Annotated in this window: 19 protein-coding genes, 1 tRNA gene and 1 pseudogene; 2 read left to right on the top strand and 19 right to left on the bottom strand. The window is 31.6% G+C overall.

Annotation, left to right across the window (positions count from 1 at the left end; all coding sequences use genetic code 11):
- The first annotated feature begins 128 nt into the window (after window positions 1-128).
- Window positions 129-1,994, top strand: a complete 1,866-nt coding sequence (locus tag RDK80_RS01970) for an ATP-dependent helicase (protein ID WP_308523339.1) — start codon at window positions 129-131, stop codon at window positions 1,992-1,994.
- Between the two features lie 268 nt (window positions 1,995-2,262).
- On the opposite strand, the gene RDK80_RS01965 is transcribed toward RDK80_RS01970, so the two are convergent.
- From RDK80_RS01965 to RDK80_RS01935, 7 genes are all read right to left on the bottom strand, one after another.
- Window positions 2,263-3,330, bottom strand: coding sequence for a GerMN domain-containing protein (locus RDK80_RS01965; protein WP_094904113.1), 1,068 nt, complete (start codon window positions 3,328-3,330; stop codon window positions 2,263-2,265).
- A gap of 227 nt (window positions 3,331-3,557) precedes the next feature.
- Window positions 3,558-4,283, bottom strand: coding sequence for an HAD-IB family hydrolase (locus tag RDK80_RS01960; RefSeq protein WP_308523338.1), 726 nt, complete (start codon window positions 4,281-4,283; stop codon window positions 3,558-3,560).
- A 283-nt stretch (window positions 4,284-4,566) separates the two neighbouring features.
- The gene (locus RDK80_RS01955) at window positions 4,567-6,426 is read right to left on the bottom strand and encodes an oligopeptide ABC transporter substrate-binding protein (RefSeq protein ID WP_308523337.1); all 1,860 of its coding nucleotides are present in this window, start codon (window positions 6,424-6,426) and stop codon (window positions 4,567-4,569) included.
- Window positions 6,427-6,443: 17 nt separating this feature from the next.
- Window positions 6,444-7,376, bottom strand: a complete 933-nt coding sequence (locus RDK80_RS01950; RefSeq protein ID WP_308523263.1) for an ABC transporter permease — start codon at window positions 7,374-7,376, stop codon at window positions 6,444-6,446.
- 12 nt (window positions 7,377-7,388) lie between these two features.
- Complete coding sequence (gene opp4B / locus RDK80_RS01945; RefSeq protein ID WP_308523264.1) at window positions 7,389-8,354, bottom strand: oligopeptide ABC transporter permease; 966 nt, start codon at window positions 8,352-8,354, stop codon at window positions 7,389-7,391.
- Window position 8,355: 1 nt separating this feature from the next.
- Window positions 8,356-9,297 carry an ATP-binding cassette domain-containing protein gene (locus tag RDK80_RS01940; protein ID WP_308523265.1) on the bottom strand — a complete coding sequence of 314 codons (942 nt, stop codon included), beginning with the start codon at window positions 9,295-9,297 and terminating at the stop codon, window positions 8,356-8,358.
- Between the two features lies 1 nt (window position 9,298).
- On the bottom strand, window positions 9,299-10,300 hold the full coding sequence (locus RDK80_RS01935) for an ABC transporter ATP-binding protein (RefSeq protein WP_308523336.1): 1,002 nt from the start codon (window positions 10,298-10,300) through the stop codon (window positions 9,299-9,301).
- A 1,042-nt stretch (window positions 10,301-11,342) separates the two neighbouring features.
- On the opposite strand from RDK80_RS01935, the gene RDK80_RS20070 reads away from it, so the two are divergent.
- Window positions 11,343-11,780, top strand: a complete 438-nt coding sequence (locus RDK80_RS20070; protein ID WP_374041661.1) for a tyrosine-type recombinase/integrase — start codon at window positions 11,343-11,345, stop codon at window positions 11,778-11,780.
- A gap of 154 nt (window positions 11,781-11,934) precedes the next feature.
- On the opposite strand, the gene RDK80_RS01930 is transcribed toward RDK80_RS20070, so the two are convergent.
- The 12 genes and pseudogenes from RDK80_RS01930 to RDK80_RS01875 all read right to left on the bottom strand — a co-directional run bounded on the left by RDK80_RS01930 (window position 11,935) and on the right by RDK80_RS01875 (window position 19,306).
- Window positions 11,935-12,008: transfer RNA gene (locus RDK80_RS01930), tRNA-Lys, on the bottom strand.
- Window positions 12,009-12,368: 360 nt separating this feature from the next.
- Window positions 12,369-12,548, bottom strand: a complete 180-nt coding sequence (locus tag RDK80_RS01925; protein ID WP_308523335.1) for a hypothetical protein — start codon at window positions 12,546-12,548, stop codon at window positions 12,369-12,371.
- 364 nt (window positions 12,549-12,912) lie between these two features.
- Window positions 12,913-13,260 (bottom strand): annotated as a pseudogene (locus RDK80_RS01920) (hypothetical protein); the annotation flags it as partial.
- A 312-nt stretch (window positions 13,261-13,572) separates the two neighbouring features.
- Entirely contained in the window at window positions 13,573-13,842 is a 270-nt protein-coding gene (locus RDK80_RS01915) for a hypothetical protein (RefSeq protein ID WP_308523334.1), read from the bottom strand.
- Between the two features lie 184 nt (window positions 13,843-14,026).
- Complete coding sequence (locus tag RDK80_RS01910; RefSeq protein ID WP_308523333.1) at window positions 14,027-14,389, bottom strand: hypothetical protein; 363 nt, start codon at window positions 14,387-14,389, stop codon at window positions 14,027-14,029.
- A gap of 15 nt (window positions 14,390-14,404) precedes the next feature.
- Window positions 14,405-14,527: a hypothetical protein gene (locus RDK80_RS01905; RefSeq protein WP_308523332.1), complete on the bottom strand. Its 123-nt coding sequence runs from the start codon at window positions 14,525-14,527 to the stop codon at window positions 14,405-14,407.
- 123 nt (window positions 14,528-14,650) lie between these two features.
- The gene (locus RDK80_RS01900; protein WP_308523331.1) at window positions 14,651-14,953 is read right to left on the bottom strand and encodes a hypothetical protein; all 303 of its coding nucleotides are present in this window, start codon (window positions 14,951-14,953) and stop codon (window positions 14,651-14,653) included.
- 112 nt (window positions 14,954-15,065) lie between these two features.
- On the bottom strand, window positions 15,066-15,572 hold the full coding sequence (locus RDK80_RS01895; RefSeq protein ID WP_308523330.1) for a hypothetical protein: 507 nt from the start codon (window positions 15,570-15,572) through the stop codon (window positions 15,066-15,068).
- Between the two features lie 248 nt (window positions 15,573-15,820).
- Window positions 15,821-17,845: a hypothetical protein gene (locus RDK80_RS01890; protein WP_308523329.1), complete on the bottom strand. Its 2,025-nt coding sequence runs from the start codon at window positions 17,843-17,845 to the stop codon at window positions 15,821-15,823.
- An 83-nt stretch (window positions 17,846-17,928) separates the two neighbouring features.
- Window positions 17,929-18,402, bottom strand: coding sequence for a hypothetical protein (locus RDK80_RS01885; RefSeq protein WP_308523328.1), 474 nt, complete (start codon window positions 18,400-18,402; stop codon window positions 17,929-17,931).
- Window positions 18,395-19,000, bottom strand: a complete 606-nt coding sequence (locus RDK80_RS01880) for a hypothetical protein (protein ID WP_308523327.1) — start codon at window positions 18,998-19,000, stop codon at window positions 18,395-18,397. The genes RDK80_RS01885 and RDK80_RS01880 overlap by 8 nt, the downstream gene beginning before the upstream one ends.
- 27 nt (window positions 19,001-19,027) lie before the next feature.
- Complete coding sequence (locus RDK80_RS01875) at window positions 19,028-19,306, bottom strand: hypothetical protein (protein WP_308523326.1); 279 nt, start codon at window positions 19,304-19,306, stop codon at window positions 19,028-19,030.
- Window positions 19,307-19,319: the final 13 nt, after the last annotated feature.

The following is a 19,319-nucleotide window of genomic DNA, read 5'->3' as shown; positions in this document are numbered from 1 at the left end:
TACTCCTAATATTATATTGTAATTTATTATTACCCACTTATCAATAATTTTATTGATTTATATATCTATACTACTTATTTCTTTTTTATGTTAAAATATAGAAGATAAATTCAAAAGTAGGTGTAGATATGCATTTAAGTATAGAACAAGAACGAGCCATACAACATAAGGAAGGTCCTGCTTTAGTATTAGCTGTCCCAGGTGCAGGTAAAACTACTGTATTAATACATAGAACAGTAAATTTAATATTAAACCATAGAATAAGTCCTGAAAGGATATTATCAATAACATTTAGTAAAGCTTCTGCCAAAGACATGAAAGAGAGATTTAATAAAATGTTTTTAGACTTATCACCTATTCAGGTTCAATTTTCTACAATACATAGTTTTTGCTTTAGTTTAATTAGAGAATATGCATATATAAACAAAATTAAATATACTTTGATTGAAGAAGAAAAGAATCAACTTAATAAATATAACGTAATTAAAAAAATATATTTTGCAGCAAACCAAGATTATATCACTGAAGAAAAGTTAGAATCACTTTTAAACTCCATAGGATATATTAAAAATATGATGCTTACGGTTGATGAATTCTTGAAAAACAATAAATCTGATATTGAGAATTTTAAAACCATATATAATACTTATGAAAAATATAAAAGGGACAATAATCTCATAGATTTTGATGATATGTTAACTACTGCTTTAGAGATTCTTGAATCAAATAAATATATATTGGAAAAATATCGTGCTAAATATGATTTTATTCAAGTAGATGAAGGACAAGATACTTCAAAAGTACAAATGGAAATAATAAAATTATTGGCAAGTCCCGAAAATAACTTATTTATTGTAGCAGATGATGACCAATCTATTTATGGGTTTAGAGGGGCATATCCTAAAGGATTACTTAACTTTAATAAAATTTATTCCAATGGGAAGTTATTCTTTATGGAACAAAACTACAGGTCATCAAAGAATATTGTCTCTGTTTGTAATCAATTTATTAAAAGAAATACATTAAGGTATAATAAGAACATTTCCACTGATAATAACTTTATTGAGCCTATCAATATAGTAAAAGTCAACTCAATTGCTGAGCAGTATAAATACTTAGTGGAAGATTTGAAAAATAGAGAATTATCTAGATGCTGCATATTATATAGAAATAATTTATCATCCATAGGCCTTATTGAACTGTTTGAGAGACATAAAATTCCCTTTTACATGAGGGATGTTAAAGTTAGATTTTTTAATCACTGGCTTATACAGGATATAATAAACTTTATAATTTTTTCTCAAGATACTAGCAATATGAGTATATACGAAAACATCTATTATAAGAAAAGAGGTTATATTTCAAAGAAACAAATTAACTATGCTAAAACCTTGAATTATAGTCTTTCAGTCTTTGATAGGATAATGGATTTTCCTGGAATATCTAATTTTTATAAATCAATTCTTAAAGAACTAAAACTTGATTTCAAAAAGCTTTCAAAGATGAGCCCTAGCGATGCAATAAATTTTATCGAATATGACTTAGAATACGAGAAATATCTTAAGGAAAATTCCATGAAGTTTGGATATACCTATGATGTTTTAAAAACTACTATATATTTTTTGAAAATCATAGCTAGTAATACTAATAACTTAAACGAACTAATTAATAGATTAAAATATCTAGAATATCTGTGTAAAAGTTCTAGAAATGTTAAGGATGCTGTAACTTTATCTACTGTTCACTCTGCTAAAGGCTTAGAATTTGATAGGGTATATATGATAGATCTAGTGGATGGTGATTTTCCATCTATATCTAGCATCGAAGCAGTTGAAAAAGGTAAGTATGAATTAATAGAAGAAGAAAGACGACTATTTTATGTTGGGATGAGTAGAGCAAAATACCATCTATCTTTAATTACTCTAAATAATCTTGGTGGTAAAAGTGTAGAACCCTCAAGATTTTTATTAGAACTAGAAAAAGGGAAAGCTTAGGCTTTCTCTTTTTTGCTATAAATTGTTATAAAAATTTGTTATTTTTTAGTTTTTATAACAATTTTAAGAGTAAAATTTCATTTATTTGTAATACTATAAATGCAGGAATAATTATTTGAAAAAGGAGGGAAATGGTGGTAATGGCAAAGAATAAACAAAATAATCAAAAGAGAAAAAATGAAAACAAACAAGAATCAAAAAGAGATGACAACAAAAACGAAGATGACAAATAAATAAATGAAGGTCCTCATCACTAGAGGACCTTCATTTATTTATTAAACTCTTTTACATCTACATCATCCACACTAAAAGATTCTCCAGGCTTTATCCCGATATGACCAGATTCATAAGGGCTTCCCTCAATAGTTATATATACCTTTTCCACGTCATAAAACTTCCCCAAGGTATTTACTATAGACTTTAATATCTCTAATTCCAAAGAAGAACCAGCATTCATATCTATTAATAATTCCTTTGAAAAATCTACCTCTAAAGTCCATGATTCTCGATTTAAATGTATTTTGTTTATATTAGTATTTTTTGAAATTGGAGAAATCAATTTACTTGATGGGGGATTTTTCATAATGTTTGCTAAAATTTCCTCAATACTATCATTGGTTCCAAATTCCATATCTTGTTCTATATATGCTGTACCAATATCCTCAGATGTTGGATAATAGGATAGTATTTCCATTTCATGTTTACTATTTTCTATTTCTTCTAATAGAGTTTTAACTTCATATTCTCCATCATTATATATTCTTGCCACGAGGCCTATATCTTTTGCATAGTACTCCTTTTGATTTCTACCATCTTTAAACTCAGTAGTCACTTCTAATGCATCATAAGTCCCAGAAGGTGTTTCTATTTTTCTATCTAAGCTAGTTATCTCCATTGTACTTCCCTCATTATTTGACCAAGTATTTCCAACTTGCAATGGTTCCTTTAGAATAACATTACTACTATTTGTATTAGCATTTAACATATTTTCAATATGATAAAATTCCCCTTCTGCAAATACTTCTGTTAACGCTCCATCTTTATATTCCATAACTTTTACAAAAACAGTGCCTGGATTCATGATTTTCATCTGTGCTCTATTTCCTTCAACAAACTCTATAAAGGTCTTTTGTTCAGCATATTCATTTCCTATACCTTCATAGTCCATAATAGTATTTTCTTTAAAAGGGTAATAGTCAGCTATTGTTAAAATCTCCTTTGTTGATATTTTTTCATCACCTTTGATATTACTTTGATCTTTAGATATAACTTGTTTACATCCAATTAAAGAAAAAATTAATAATGTTATTAATAATAAGGAAAATAATTTTTTCATAATATCACTCCTATAACTAATTTGTCCAACTATAACTTCATTTAGATTATATCCTCTTTTACTATAATTATAATATATTTCTATAAAAAAGTCTTTACGATAATATTACAATCTAACTTGGTTTCAACTGAGACTTGTGAATTATAAAAAATCAAACCTTTATCTATACTCAAGGTGAAAAAATAGCTGTGACCTTAAGTATAGTAAAGGTTCTTTGTTTATATTTTCTATAATATTTCTACATCTGGGTTTAATTTATATATGATATTTTTTCTTTCTACTATAATAGATATCTTGTTTGATAATTCTTCATCTTCTCTTATAGCTAAAAAAAGAGGTTTATTTGGATTTATAGCAATAGGGTTTCCCACCATTCTAAGCATGGAGATATCTCCAGTAGTATCTCCATAGGCATAACTGTTTTCTAAGTCAACATTATACTTTGCTATCAATTCATTTAGAACTCTCTGTTTGCTTTCAGAATCCCACATCCTAACTATTTCCCCTGTAAACTTATTCTCTTCATCTACTTTATAAATGGTTCCTTTATACTCTGTAATACCATATTTTTCAGCCATCTTCGCTACTAAAAAATCTGGACTTCCAGAAATAAAAAATACCTTATGACCTTGGCTTTTATGCCATTCAATTTGATCTCTAGAATATTTATAAACCATATCACCATTGAGATTAATTACTTGTGATGCTATGAATTCTATATATGTCTTATTCACTCCCTTTAGCTCTTCAATATATACTTGTGCCAAAGTTTCTAAGTAAAGTTCAAAATCTCCAAATCTCTTTTCCCATTCTTCATAGACCTTTTTTACTCGAGTATACCAGATAGACGGGTCTATTACCTCATATTTGTTTAATTTCTTAAAATGCTCGATCATTAGGGAATTTCTAAATATGGTTCCATCAATATCAAAAAATGCTGCTATGTTTTTCATAATATCATCCTAACCTTTTTTTACTATTATATGAGTTATACCCATTTTTGCATAATTAATTCTATGTATGAAAATTAATTGAAAGAAAACCACTGGTTGATCTTTCTTTAGGTTTACAACCAACTAAAAAACTAATATTACCAGAGTTAGAACTAACAGAAAAATATATGAATTTGACGTTTGCTGTGTAGTAAGGTAAAGTAATATTATAGTGCACCATCAAAATAAAGTCTAATGATAAAAATCATTAGACTTTACTTTAATTTATTTAATTAGAATCTTACTATTTTGCTTTTTCAGGAGTATCAGCTAATAAACCAACCTTCTCCCATCCCCAATCAGTATTCATAGGGTCTTTATCCCAGTAGGTAACTCTGTTATTAAGTGCTGTCAATTCAATTCTATAGTGAGTTGGAGCTACTATAACTTGCTCCATAGCATATTTTTGCCAATCATGATATGCTTTTACCATGTATTCATTATCCATTCCAGTTTCTCCAAATGCATCATTTGAATTAATAGCTGCAATTAATTTATCGTTTTCATCTGCTGCAAATCTTGTATAGTTAAACATAGCATCTCTTCCCCATAATCCTGATGGTTCTGGGTTAGATCCTACACTCCAAGCTGCCATGTATAAGTCTATATCTTCATTATCTTCTTCTACCATATCATAGAATGCATTCATCTCTATTAATCTACCATTCTGTAATACTACATCTAATCCAACATCTCTAAAGTTTTGAATATAGAATTGAGCTAATGGCTCAGCTATATCTCCACCTGACATTGAAAGATAGTTGATTTGTAGCTTGTTACCCTTTGGATCTTCTCTAAGTCCATCTCCATCTACATCTTTATATCCAGCTTCATCTAATATTTGCATTGCTTTTTCTGGGTTATATGGATAACCTTCTTGCTTATCATTCCAGAAACTAGCATGATATGGCGTAATTAATGCATTAGCAGGTATTCTCAAATCGTTATAGAACAATTCTGCTACTTCTTCATTATTCATAGCATAAGCTATTGCTTGCCTTAATTTCACATCAGCTAATTTTTTATTTGGGTCTGGCATAACTTTTTTAGTTTCTACATCCCACTTTCCTTGTTTAAATCCTAGATATCCTAAAGATCTACTCATAGCTGATGTTAAAGTGATATTGCTTAAATCCTTGTACTCTGGATAACTATTAACATTGATTTTATCAACTATATCAAATGTTCCAGCCTTCAATGCTTCTACAATAGTATCTGAACCTGTTCTCTTTGCTACAATCTTATCTACCTTTGGTTTCTCTCCAAACCAATGTGGATTTGGAACGTATTCTACTGATTCTCCAGGTACTATATTAGATACCATAAATGGACCATAAGATAGTGGATTTTTTCTAACTTTATCATGGGATTCCATTTTATCTATTGGAATATCCTTTAGATAATGTGCCGGTTCAGCTTGATAGGTAAGACCTGCACCCCATAATATCGCTGGTGTAAACTCATAGAAGCTTACTTCAAGAGTTTTATCATCGATTCTCTTAAGTCCTGAAATAGTATCTGCTTTTCCTTGGTTATAGTCAAGCATACCTACAACATTGTGATAATCACTGTCAAATCTAACGCCTTTATAATCTTTGTGTCCTATACTATTGTATACAAAGATTAAATCATCAGAAGTCACAGGTACTCCATCAGACCAAGTTAAATCCTTGTGAATCTTGTAAGTAGCTGTTTTAGCTTCTCTGTCGAAATCAACATCACACCATCCACCATTTGCTATTTCTTTGTTTGGACCTGATCTCATGAATCCTGATTGTAGAGGCTCTGCTAATTGAGTATCTACAGCATTTGAAGATAAAAATGTATTGAAGATACCTTCAAAAGGTGTATCTGTTACTATAGCAACATTAAGTGTACCGCCTACTGTTGCTCCATCTTTTTTAATAGTCATTGGATGAGGTAGTACAATCTCACCTGCTCCTACATCAGGTTCGTCTTGTCCTTGATCGCCTTTATCTTCTGGCTGTTGAGACACATCTTCATTACTTACTGGTGGCTCTTGGTCTACCTTTTTACCACAGGATGTTAGTACAAGTACTAATACCAGCAGTAGTGGAATAATAACTTTCCAACTTCTTTTCATTTTAATTTCCCCCTTCTTTATCCTAATCTTTGTTTCGCGTCGGACGCCCTTTTAACAGCTTGCCCAACGTAATTTATACACAGCATCATTACTAGTATCAATAATGATGCAGGTAACCATAACCATAGTTTGCCTGTCATGGCACCTGGAGTTCTTGCATATGAAACCAAAGTTCCAAGTGATGGTGTCGCTGGCGGCAAACCAAATCCTAAGAAAGATAATCCAGTTTCAATTCCTATGTTCCCTGCAAATCCTAAAATCAACTCAACAATAATGATTGAACTAATATTTGGAAGAATTCCAGTAAGCATAATCTTAAAATCACTTGTACCCATTATCCTAGAAGCATTTATATAATCTCTTCTATTTTCCGATAATGCCTTACTCCTTACTAATCTAGTCATCCCAACCCAATAAAATATACTCATAATAAATATGAAATGCCACATAGTATATTTTGGAATTACAACTACGAAGGTAATGATAAGCATAGTTGTAGGCAATATAGAGATAAAATCACATACTCTCATTATAATACTATCTACCTTCCCACCATAAAACCCTACAATCAATCCCATGATCACTCCCGTTACAGAGGTCAGTATGGTAACAGCAAAGCCTATTAAAATGGAGTTTCTTCCACCTATTAACAATTGTCCTGCAATTGATCTTCCTCCAATATCTGCCCCCAAAATAAATTCTTTGCTAGGTGCATGATATTTATTTCTCAAATTTATCCTCATAAGCTCTTCTTGATCTATTAGAAAAGAACCTACTATTACAGTGGTAAAAATAATAACTAACATAATAAGACAGAATGTTGCCAGCTTATCAGCCCTAAATTCTCTTTTTATTACCTTCCAAAATGAGGGTACCTCACTAACGGATTTTAATGTTTCTTCATCTATTTTAGAGGCAACATCTTTCACAACTTTTTTTTCTTTATTCATACCTGCTACCCCCTATTCTATCCTTATTCTTGGATCAACAATTGTCATAATTATATCTGACAATAAACTTCCAAGTAACGTCAATACACCAAATAATAGAACCAAAGCATTCATTACTGAATAATCTCTACTGGTAATTGAGGATATAAATAGTTCCCCCATGCCTGAGTAGGAAAATATAGTTTCGATAAAAATGGAACCGCCTAAAAGTCCAGTAATGGTAAATCCAAAGAACGCAGCTATTGGAAGCAATGAGTTTCTAAATATATGATGACTATAAACCTTGTTTATAGGAACTCCCTTACTTCTTGCAGTTTTTACATAGTCTTGAGTTTTAGCATCTATTACTTCGTTTCTAAGATATTGTATCGTTCCTGTAGTCCTTAAGATAGCAGCTGTAATTGCAGGTAAAATCATATGATGGAGTCTACTAAGAACATAAGCAAATGTTCCTTTTTGAATTCCTACTTCTACAGAACCCGTAGTTGGAAACCATCCAAATTTATATCCAAATATTGCTAAAAGTATCAGTGCCAAAATAAATGAAGGTATTGCAAAGCTTACAAAATTATATATAATTACTCCTTTATCAAAACGCGAATTATTGTATCTTCCAGAATATATTCCAAGTGGTATTGCTATAAGGTATGTCAATGTTAAAGTCAATAATGACAGCCATAATGTATTTACTGCTCTTGCCCCAATTAATTTTTCAACAGGCATTTTATAAGTATAGGATTGTCCAAATTCTCCTTTTGTAATGATCTTAGTAACCCAATCCTTATATTGTTCAGGTATAGGTTTATTTAAGCCATGCTTTTCTCTTAATTGTTCAATAACCAGTGGATCCATATCTGGAGTTATCAAACCTGTAAAAGGGTCTCCAGGCATCATCTGACCTAGTGCAAATACAATTAAACTCAATATTATAATCTGAGGTATCATCAATAGCACTCTACGCAATACTGTTTTCCACATCTTACAAATCCTCCTTACTTTTTACTGCAACATAATGAGTATCAGAAATTTGAACTAAATCAAAAACTCTTCCTTTTTCATCATAGAATAGATGTTCTCTGTCTTTGTACTCTTGTTCTACTTGGATTCTATTATTGCGAAGTTCTTCTCTATTTTCAGCATTAATTTCTGGAATAGCTGCAATCAGCCTTTTAGTATAAATATGCTGTGGATTATTGTATATATCATCCCTTGTCCCTGCTTCCACAAATCTTCCTCTATACATGATGTATATGTAATCACACATATGTTTTACTACACCTAAGTCATGAGATATAAAAAGATAACTTAAACCAAAATCTTTTTGTATTTCCTTCAAGAAATTTAACACCTGTGCTTGAACTGATAAATCAAGAGCAGAAACGGGTTCATCTGCAACAATTAATCTTGGATTTAAAGATACAGATCTTGCTACACCTATTCTTTGTCTTTGTCCTCCAGAGAATTCATGCGGATACCTATATAAGGCGTCAGCAGGCATTCCAACTATATTTAATAGCTCTAAAACTTTTTCTAGTTCTTCTTCTTTTGTTAATTTTTCATGATTTCGAATTGGCTCAGCGATAATATCTCTAATCCTCTTTTTAGGATCTAAACTAGATAAAACATCTTGAAATATCATTTGAACATCTTTGTTATATTCTACTTTTTTTCTTAGCCTTTTTGTATTGACTGGTTGTCCATCATATAAAATTTCTCCACCAGTTGGCCTTTCAAGTCCAACGATAGCCTTTCCGATTGTGGTTTTACCAGAACCTGATTCACCAATAAGTCCATAGGTTTTTCCTTCTTCTATTGAAAAAGTGACTCCATCAACTGCATAGACATAGTCTTTTATCGTATTAAAAAATCCTCCACGAATAGGAAAATGAACTTTTAAATTATTAATTTCTAGGAAACTCATTTTAATAACCTCCTTCATTTTCGAAGTGGAAATCTTTCCAGCAAGTACACCTTACAAAATGATTCTTTAAAACTTCATGAAGTTCAGGATTATCTTCATGCTCTGAAGCTGCTATCCAAGGAATTCTTGACGAAAAACGACAGCCTTGTCTTGGTAAATTCTTCAATGATGGAACCATTCCATGAATAACGTGAAGTTCTTCATCATCTGAATCAGATTGAGGTATTGATTGCAGCAATGACCTTGTATAAGGATGAAGTGGATTACTAAAAAGCTCATTCGCCTCAGCAATTTCAACGATTTGTCCAGCATACATTACAGCAACTCTATCTGCCATCTGTGCAACTACCCCTAAATCGTGGGTAATAAGAATAATACCAGCATTGATTTTATTTTTAAGTTCCATTAAAATATCTAGTATCTGAGCTTGTATTGTAACATCTAAGGCAGTAGTAGGCTCATCGGCTATAATTATATTAGGATTACAGGAAAGAGCTATGGCTATTAAAACTCTTTGCCTCATACCGCCTGATAATTGATGAGGAAACTGATTAGCTGTTCTTTTAGGATTAACTATCCCTACTTGATCTAAAAGCTGTAACATTCTTTCATGTCTTTGATCACTATTCAGATCCGTATGATAGATTAAAGACTCCTCTATCTGTTTCCCAATCCTATGTAATGGGTTTAATGATGCTAATGGATCTTGAAAAATAAAACCAATCTCCTTACCTCTAATTTCATTTAGTTGCTCCTCAGAATAATTAACCATGTTTTCGCCATCATAAATTATTTCACCACTGACTCGAGTAAAATTCTTGTCATGTAATCCTACTATAGAGTTAGCAACTGTACTTTTTCCGCAGCCAGATTCTCCAACTATTGCTAGCAGCTCATTCTTGTGTAAAGAGAAAGAGACACCATCGACTGCATCAAAATACTCATCTTGAAATCTAAAGGCAGTGTGTAAGTCTTTGATCTCTAATATTTTTTCATTTGCCATTTTCCATTTCCTTTCTTATTATATTTATTAGTGTATTATGTAAATTTGAGCACTAATATTTAAGCTTCAGATACATCCAATAAATACCATATAAAACAGTCCTCCCTCAAGTTTATTTTATAAATATCTATATATAATAATATTGTTGAAAACTGTTTTTTGAAATAGTAATATTTTTCCAATAAAAATCTAATTACTTACTTTTATAAAATTGTATTATTTTCTAAACTTATCCTATTGTATCATTATTCACTCTTTTATGTCAATTATAAAGTGATATTAGTTTAATACTATAAGCCCAAGAATTTAAATTCTATAAAATATGGCTGAGAAAATGTCTAAATATCAAGAAATATAAAGTGTCAGTAATTTTCTTATTAAATCCTATATAATTTTGTATTGTAGATTATTTTGTAATATAGTGTAATATTATATAATGATTTATTCTTTGCAAGGTGGAGACATATATATAAGGTATTGAGAGTTAGTTTTACGAGTTATAAAATTTTGATTATACTAATTTAAGTAACCCTTTATTTGAAATGATATAATTTATTGAAATAAGGACCTCTTAAAGTTCTTGTTTTTTTATTTGGCACGAAAAATAATTCCCGTAGGGGTAAAGTAGGGGTGGGATTTTAAAATGTAGGGGTAAAATATTAATTCCAAAAATATATAAATAATATGCATATATAAAGGAAGGAACTTTTTCAAGTTACCATATTATACTAATATCTAAAAAACACATTAAAGAATTAGGACTTTAAATGGTCCTTTTCTTATCTAAACATAACCCCATATCTTTTGAATTTATAAAATACAACCTGAAAAATAGATACGATTCTTACTCCAACCCAAAAAATAAAGAAGGACCTTAGATTTTACTCCAGTGTTCTTCGCACAATAAATATTTATTTCATGGAATTTAATAATCAAGCATATCTAAATCGCATTTACCTCCACCTCTAACAGTTTCTCCGCCACCATCATTGTCTATTGCTGGGCGGTTAGATAGAAATATGTAAATTATGACAAATTAAAGATAAAATTCTTTGAATCTAATGCTTATGCGGAAAGTATAGGAAGTTTTATTAAAGAGACTAAGAATAATACTTCAGTAAGAGAAGTAGCTTTTCCTAAATTCTTAGTTTCATTCTTTAAAGAACATGAGAAAAATGAACTGGACAAAAAAGAGTGGTTAGGAGATAAATGGTTTTATGGAAAGAATCATAAGCATGAAGACGATTTTGTATTTACTCAGAGAAATGGAAAGGCTATGTATGTTTCTACACCGTCACAATGGTCTGCTGAATTTTCAGAAAAACATGATTTAAGGAAAATCACTTTTCACGGTCTTAGACACACGAATACGACGATTTTAATTTCAGAAGGCATAGGATATTGCTGGCATCTCGAAAGGCTTAGGACATGCCAAAATTTCCACCACAACGGATTTTTACACCCATGCCCTCAAGTCTAATGAAAGAAAAAAAGCAAATGTATTCGACGACATATATACAAAAAATAAAGGGGAGAAATAAGAAGAATTTGAAAGTGGCACGCGAGCACCATATTTAAGAGTTGTTAAGTAAAATAAAAAAGCCCGTGTTCATTGAGAATACGGGTTTTTCCTTTGGTGCACCTTCAGGGACTCGAACCCTGGGCCCACTGATTAAGAGTCTTAATCACCTCATTTTGTAAAGTATGCTAAACTACTCTAATCATTGATGTTACTATGTTTTCAACGTTCAGTCTATGTTCTAATTATGTGGTTTTTAGTGTATTTTTGTATCAATAGCACCCATTTAGTTCCCATTTATACCCCACTGATTACTGTCAGTTATCCCATTGTTTAACTTCATAGTTCCCATTTTAAAAGCAAGGTATATTTCAACCCTGCTTTAATGTATGTGTAGCTTGTTATTCGCCATGTTCTTAGGTTAAAATATGATTAGCAATGATTAACATAGTTGAAACTATAAAAACTCTTAAATCACATTTTAAAGGCTTGATTTATGTTGAATTTCTTTTTTGATAATTTAAGATTATATATTTTACATTTTCTATCTCAATCAATTCTGCCTATATAATCTTCTAACAATTTTCTACTGATATGATATGTCCATTTTGACGAAAGCTTTACTGCTGTACCTATTGGGAGCAATTGTCTCTGTAATCCTAATCTCACAAATTGCTGACTTTTACCTAATATTTCAGCGGCTTCTCTTACACTCATGTTCTTACTCATTAATAACCTCCTCAGATTAGCTATATCCATTATTTATATTTCCTTGTTACTATATTGGCATTGCTTTTCTAACCAATTTATAAACCCTTGTTTTGGTACTAGTATTCTTCTGCCAGTAATATTTCTGTCTATTGTTGGAAATCCCTCTGAGCTCTTTTAAATTAGTAACACTTAATATTGGTGGATAGTTTTTCAAATCTTCTTCAATTATATAATCACCTCCTGGAATATCTATCAATTCTATTTTCTATTATATCTTTAAATCTATGATATCAATTTCGTTACTCACTAAATTTGTAACGAAGTCTAAATCTCCTAATCCTTCTGTGTAAACCATTTAAATAATGTTCTAATTTATTTTTATTTATATAATAGTTTTATCTTCCTTCATTCTTCCAAACTCATCTAAAGTCTTCAAATTTTCCTCTTGCCTTCTTTCTTTTATTATTTCTATAGCTTGTCTCATATTAAAATAACCATCTACTAATTTTTCGTATTGTTCCCATGCAAAATCATCTTCTAGGATTTTTAATAATTTTGAATACCCTCTTTCGGATAGGACATAAATATTCTTAGAGTTTGCTATCGAACTATTGCTAAAGTTGAGGTTATTTAATAAATCTCGGTCAATAAAATTGACTGACTTCAAATCGATAATATCTAAACCATCTTTAAATCTTTTTCTATTAATATTGATAGCTTGATTAATTACCTTTAATTCTCTCCGCTATATCTTTTACCATCGTGGATTTTTGATCTTTTAATATTGACTTTAACGTTTCTTATCTTTTTCAATCAGCCTTTTAATTACTTTTATTATAATTGTATAAGCGTCCATTTTTCCCTCCTTTATCACTTATGATGTTAAATGAATCTCAAAACATTATACACAATATCTTTTAATCTTTAGTATGTAGATGAGATATCCATAAACCCTTAAGTTTTCATCCCTATAGATTGGATATCTCATCTACGCTTTTATTTCTCCTGATTTAAGAAAATCATCTAGTTAAATATTAGCTTATCATTTTATCCCTATAAATCTCGACGCCCCAGTGAATACATGTCTTATATACTCTTGCATTTCTGTATTTTCTTTCTCTAATTCTGTTATTCTATCTTTTAACTCTTGTATTTCTTTCTCTAGTTTCTTTCTCTCTAAAGGTGATAATCTATCTATCTTAACACCCTCTAATTCTAATATATGATATGGATTGAAGCGGATTGAAGGAATACCTTTTACAGGTGTTATAACCTTATCATCCACCCACCTATTTATAGTAGTAATGGACACTTGCCATCTTTCCGCAAGGTCTTTTTTTTGGTTAGAAGCTTATCCATATTATCCCCTCTTCCTCATTGTATTTTTCCTTTTAGGTGCTCTAGCAAAATCCAACATTTCTTTTAGTTAAAAGAATGGTAGTATTATAGCATCCTCATATAACCACCCCCTTTCTAAGTATAAGAAAAGACCGGATTTAACTAGTCTTTAATTGTTGATTTTCTTCTTTATTCGAAAGAAAATTTCCTATATCCTTCATTAACGATTTTAATTCTTTATTTTCTTGTTTTAGACTAATATTTTCACTTTCTAATTTAGTCATTGCTTTATCATTTTTATTCTGTTTTTTCTTTGTCTTCTTGTTTTTCTGATTGTTTTCTATCTCTTCAAATATATAAGCAAGTGAAGGATCATTCTTATTTTTGCCATTGTAATATTCTATCAATTGTATTACTGTATCCATTTGAATGAAATTCAACCACATCCCAAATTCCTCTCTTAATATAGGTGTTATAACGCTATTTATTGCATTTCTTTCTTTAGTAAATTCCTTTTCCATTTTAATATATCCCCCTTAACTAGCCATTTTATTTATTTCTTCTAACGAATAATTGTTTCTAATTTCTTTTATAATTTGTAATAAATTCTCCAATTCTTCTTCGGATAAACCATTTAATAACTTTATGCACTCTTCCACTATATAATCCTCCTTTGATTTTTAACCTCAAAGGTGATACAATCTATATAATAGACTATTACCTTCAAGGTATTAGTTCCAGGTATCCATGTCATAAGTTTGGTCGCTTAGATGGGTACCTTTTTATTTTTCTGTTACTAAACTTACTACCTTACTACTTTCCGCTAAGATATTAGTCAATATTACCTTTAATTTGCTGTTTTCTTCTTTTATCGTCTCCAATTCTCTTTCTAATTTCCTATACATAAGTGGGGATACTTTTTCCAACTTCACACCTTCTAATTCCAATATGTGCTGTTCAGTAAACCGTATTGCTGGTATCCCCTTAGCAGGAGTTATTATCCCCTCTTTCCGCCAATTAGTTATAGTAGAAATATCTACTTGCCACCTGCTAGCTAGGTCTTGTTGAGTAAATAATTTAGTCATATTTCACCTTCCTTTTTTATTCTTCTTTTAACCATTTTAAAACTTCTTTTCTCTCAATTCTCCACTCCTGCCAACCTTAAATGCTTTTAATGCTCCTGAATTGATAGCTCTTCTAATTGTTAATTCTGTTACTTGTTGTTTCCCTGCTGCTTTTATTTCTGACTAATCTACTGCATATACTTCCTTTTTCTTTAATACTATCAATCACTTTATTGGGGAAATCATCATCATATACGCTAATATCATTTACATATTGGATATAGTTCTTATTAAAGTGATCTTGCATAAAATCTTCTTTGTATGCTTCCCAGTATTCAATGTCAAAGTGGTTAGTAATCTCCATTATTGCCTTTGGATCTCTTTTTTTTAATCTCTTTTCTAAGTCTGCTTTTTTCTCTCTTGCTATTTCCTCTGTCCTTTTGTCAATCTCTGCCTTCTTTTGCCTTCTACGTTCCACTTCTTCGGCTGTCCGTTTCTTCTTTATGATTTCCCTTTCCTTGCGTTTTCTCAATCTATCAGCTTCTCTGATTGCTTCTCTGTTACATTCTTTACTACAATATTTTTTATTGGGATATGTTGTTTCAAATTCCTTATGACATATTTGACAGGTCTTTATCATCTAATCACCCTCTTTTGGTAGTATTTAAGTTAATATTATTGCCTAATAGGCATAACAGACATAAGGACACGAGATTATATGCACAGTAGACGGCATGAAGGTCGCTTACACATAGAGGGAGGGGGTAATGCCCCCTATATGCTTACAAGGGATTTTAATCGCTCCTATCTACCAAGTGGTTGTTCCTCTTCCTCTACTGGTAGAGTTAAACTTATTGTTTAATTCTATACTCATATCATTTGCTGTCCCTATACTTTTATTACATTATTTCCATTTATTCGGCTTTGGCGATTGATGCCATTAATGACCTTTTGAGTTATAGTATCTTCTCCATATTGCACTGTAAGATGTAAGTTTATATCTTTATCAGAATCAGGACTTACATTATCGCTTTGATTGCTTGCAACATTAAAAGCCCCTCGGGGTAGACTGTATGACAAATTACTGCTAAAGCTAGCTTCCTCACCTAATAGCTCCATTGCTTTTGATACTAGTTTTATATTATCTTCAATACCTACCGCTAATCCCATAGGTAACCATTTACCCACTTCATCAGCCATGACCTTAGAAGGTGATTTGATACCAAAGAAATCTTTTATCCCTGATGTAATATCACCAACAAAACCACTAATTTTATCCAGTATCCAATTTTTAACTGATTTGATACCTTCCCATAGTCCTTTTACAATATCAGCACCTATACCTACAAACTCACCTATTAAACTGCCAAAAGCTTTCACCAGAGCACTAACAACTTCTGGTGCCTTAGCAACTATATCTGGGATTGCTTTTACTATTCCACTTGCCATTTTAACTATTAATTCAAAGCCTTTGTCTAGGAATTTAGGTAAATTCTCTACTATCTTCCCTATTAATTTGTTTATTAAATCACCTAAAGTAGATACTATATGAGGTAAATTATCCCATATCCCCTTAGCTACATTGGTAATTATTTCGATACCTTTTTCCAAATACTCTGGATAATGTTCAATGATCGTATTGATTAATGAAGCGAGTACATTTTTTATTGATTCAATTACTGCAGGTAGATTGTCCCAAATACCTTTAGCTAGGTTAGCAATTAACTGGATTCCTGACTCTAATATTACAGGCACCGCTTCCCATATGGCCACCATAAGATTACTTATAATGTCCCCTATGCTTTCTATTACACCAGGCCTGCCTTCCATTATCCCATTTGCAAAATTAGAGATAAAGGCTACCCCTTCTTTTAAAATAGTAGGTAATTGTTCCTTTATCCAGGTAACTACATTCCCCATAAATTCTGCCATGGTCTCAAAGAATAAAGGTACCCCCGTTACAATTCCATTAGCTATAGATGAAATGAGTTCTCCTCCACTTTCCATAAATGCTGGCCCCGCTGCTTGAATAAAGGTTATAATAGCCCCAGGTAATGCAGAAATTATATTACCTAACATTGGTAGTAAGTTATCGAATAAAAAGGTTGATGTTGTTTCTGCTAAACCCTTCATTGAATCTTTTAATCCTTCACCAATAGCTAAACTACCTAATGTGTTCTTAAAGGCGGCTGCCATAGCACTAAACGAACCACTTATAGTTTGTTCCGCTTCTAAAGCTGTTGTACCTGTTATTCCTATTTCTTTTTGAATAGCGTTTACCGCTTCATATACATCAGCTAAATTATCAATGTTATACTCAATGCCTGTCAATTTTGTTGCATCTGCTAGTAGTCGTTCCATTTCTGTTTTAGTTCCACCATAGCCAAGTTTAAGGTTGTCCAACATTGTATAATTGCCTTTTGCGAATCCTTGATATGCATTTTGTATATCTCTCATATCAGTTCCCATCTTGTTGGCATTATCTGACATATCAACCATTGCCATATGGGCCACTTTAGCAGCTTCTTTTGTATCGCCACCCATAGATTGTAGTAATGATGCTGAAAATGATGTTACATTCTCCATGTACTCATTAGCCGATACCCCTGCTGTCTTATAGGCTTCACTTGCGTTTTTCCTAACTGTTTCTGCTTGATCCTTAAATAGAGTTTCAATACCGCCTATAGATTGTTCTAAGGCTCCACCTGCTTTGATTGAATCGGTTATAGTCTTTGCAATTGCTACTCCAATACCTGCTTTAACAATGGCTCCTTTTATTCCGCCCATGATACTGCTACCTGCAGACTTACCCGCTGATGTAGCTTCACCGCCTAATGCTTTTGATATGCTCCCACTTATTCCTTTAGCCGATGGCATTATCTGTACATATGCTTTTCCTAGTTCTGTAGCCAATTTTTTCATCTCCTTTCAATATATTTTTTAAATGAATCTTTTAAAGCTCCCTCATAGAATCACCCCCTTTAAGTAACTAATTTTTATATATTCAAACCCTTTAACATTCCTTTGTATGCTTCTTCTTCCTCTATTTCTTTGTCAGTCTTTACATTGTGTTTTGAGTAGATTTCCTTTTGTAGTTTTTCTTCTGCTTTAGCTTTCTGCTTTTTAAATTCTCTTTGTGCTTCTGCTTCCTTCTCCGCTTCATTATTATCAGCTACTGCTCCCATTAATTTACTTATTTCTTCTTGCTCTGCTTTCCTCTTGGCTTCTTTCTTCTCCCAATACAATTTACTAGCTACTACCCTATCAAGTTCTGATAGCCTGGCCCCTTCTTCTAGCCCCTTAAAGTCTATACCGCCATTTTCACTTGTTGATTCAAACTTTGCTCTATTCTCTGCCCTTAGTTCCAAATCATTCTTAGGGTTGGCCTTTGCTGCCTTTACTCTCTCAATACTCTCTTCCATTTCCTTTTGACTTCTAAATCCTAATTCTTCATAGTTCCAATTATTCATTACTTGCTCCCCCTTCTTTAATTGTTTCTGCTGCTTGGCTATTTAGGATATTATCTATCCCTCTAATTAAGCTATAATCTTTGTATTCGTTGTGTAGCCTGTCGGTATTTATTGGGGTACCCTTTTCTTTTGCTTCTGCCATTTGTTTTTCATAAGTAAACTTATAGATATTATTTTGTAGTTCCCTTAATAGGTTATTGGCTTTAGCATATGCTGGGGCTACTTCTTCTTTTATGGCTTCCAGTTCTTTAAACAACTTACTGACCTTAGCCTTACCCTCATTGTTTATAGCGTCCATTTCTGCCTTAATTCTCTTGGTGTAATCTCTATATTCAGTTTCAGTTATAAACGGCTCGTCCTTTATTTTTTCAATCTTACCTTCAAAGTATTGTGCTATATTAATAGCCATTCGTTTTTCCTCAATAGCTTTAGCATAAGCTTCTGGATCATCACCTTGTTTAGCTTCAATAACTGCCTTATTTGCTTTTTTCTCATTTTCTATAGCTGTATTAATCTCTGCTTGATACTCTGATACTCTTTTGTCACCTTCTTCTTGTATCTCTTGTAATTCCCGTTCTATTGCTAATAATTCTTTCATCTTTTTTATTCACTCTCCATTTTTTAATTAATTAGTCATTTGCTCTTGTTCTACATGAGTTATGCTGTCAACATATAAGGTATTGCTTATATATTCCCTTTCGTTTTTAACCCTCCTATAAGCTGCTATATTTCCCTTCAATTCAATCTCTTGGTTTTCTTTTACTAAATCAGCCAATTCTATATTTTTCTTTGTAATGGTGCATACTAACTCATTTTTTCCTTCTGTTTCTACTACAAATAAACAAGATTTATCACCTGAAAAACTTATTTCTTTTATTCTAGCTTTGATATCTACACTAATCATTTAATCTTCTCCT

The organism is uncultured Tissierella sp., from assembly GCF_902479755.1.
Lineage (GTDB): Bacteria > Bacillota > Clostridia > Tissierellales > Tissierellaceae > Tissierella > Tissierella carlieri.
This window is presented reverse-complemented; position numbering and strand designations above follow the sequence as displayed.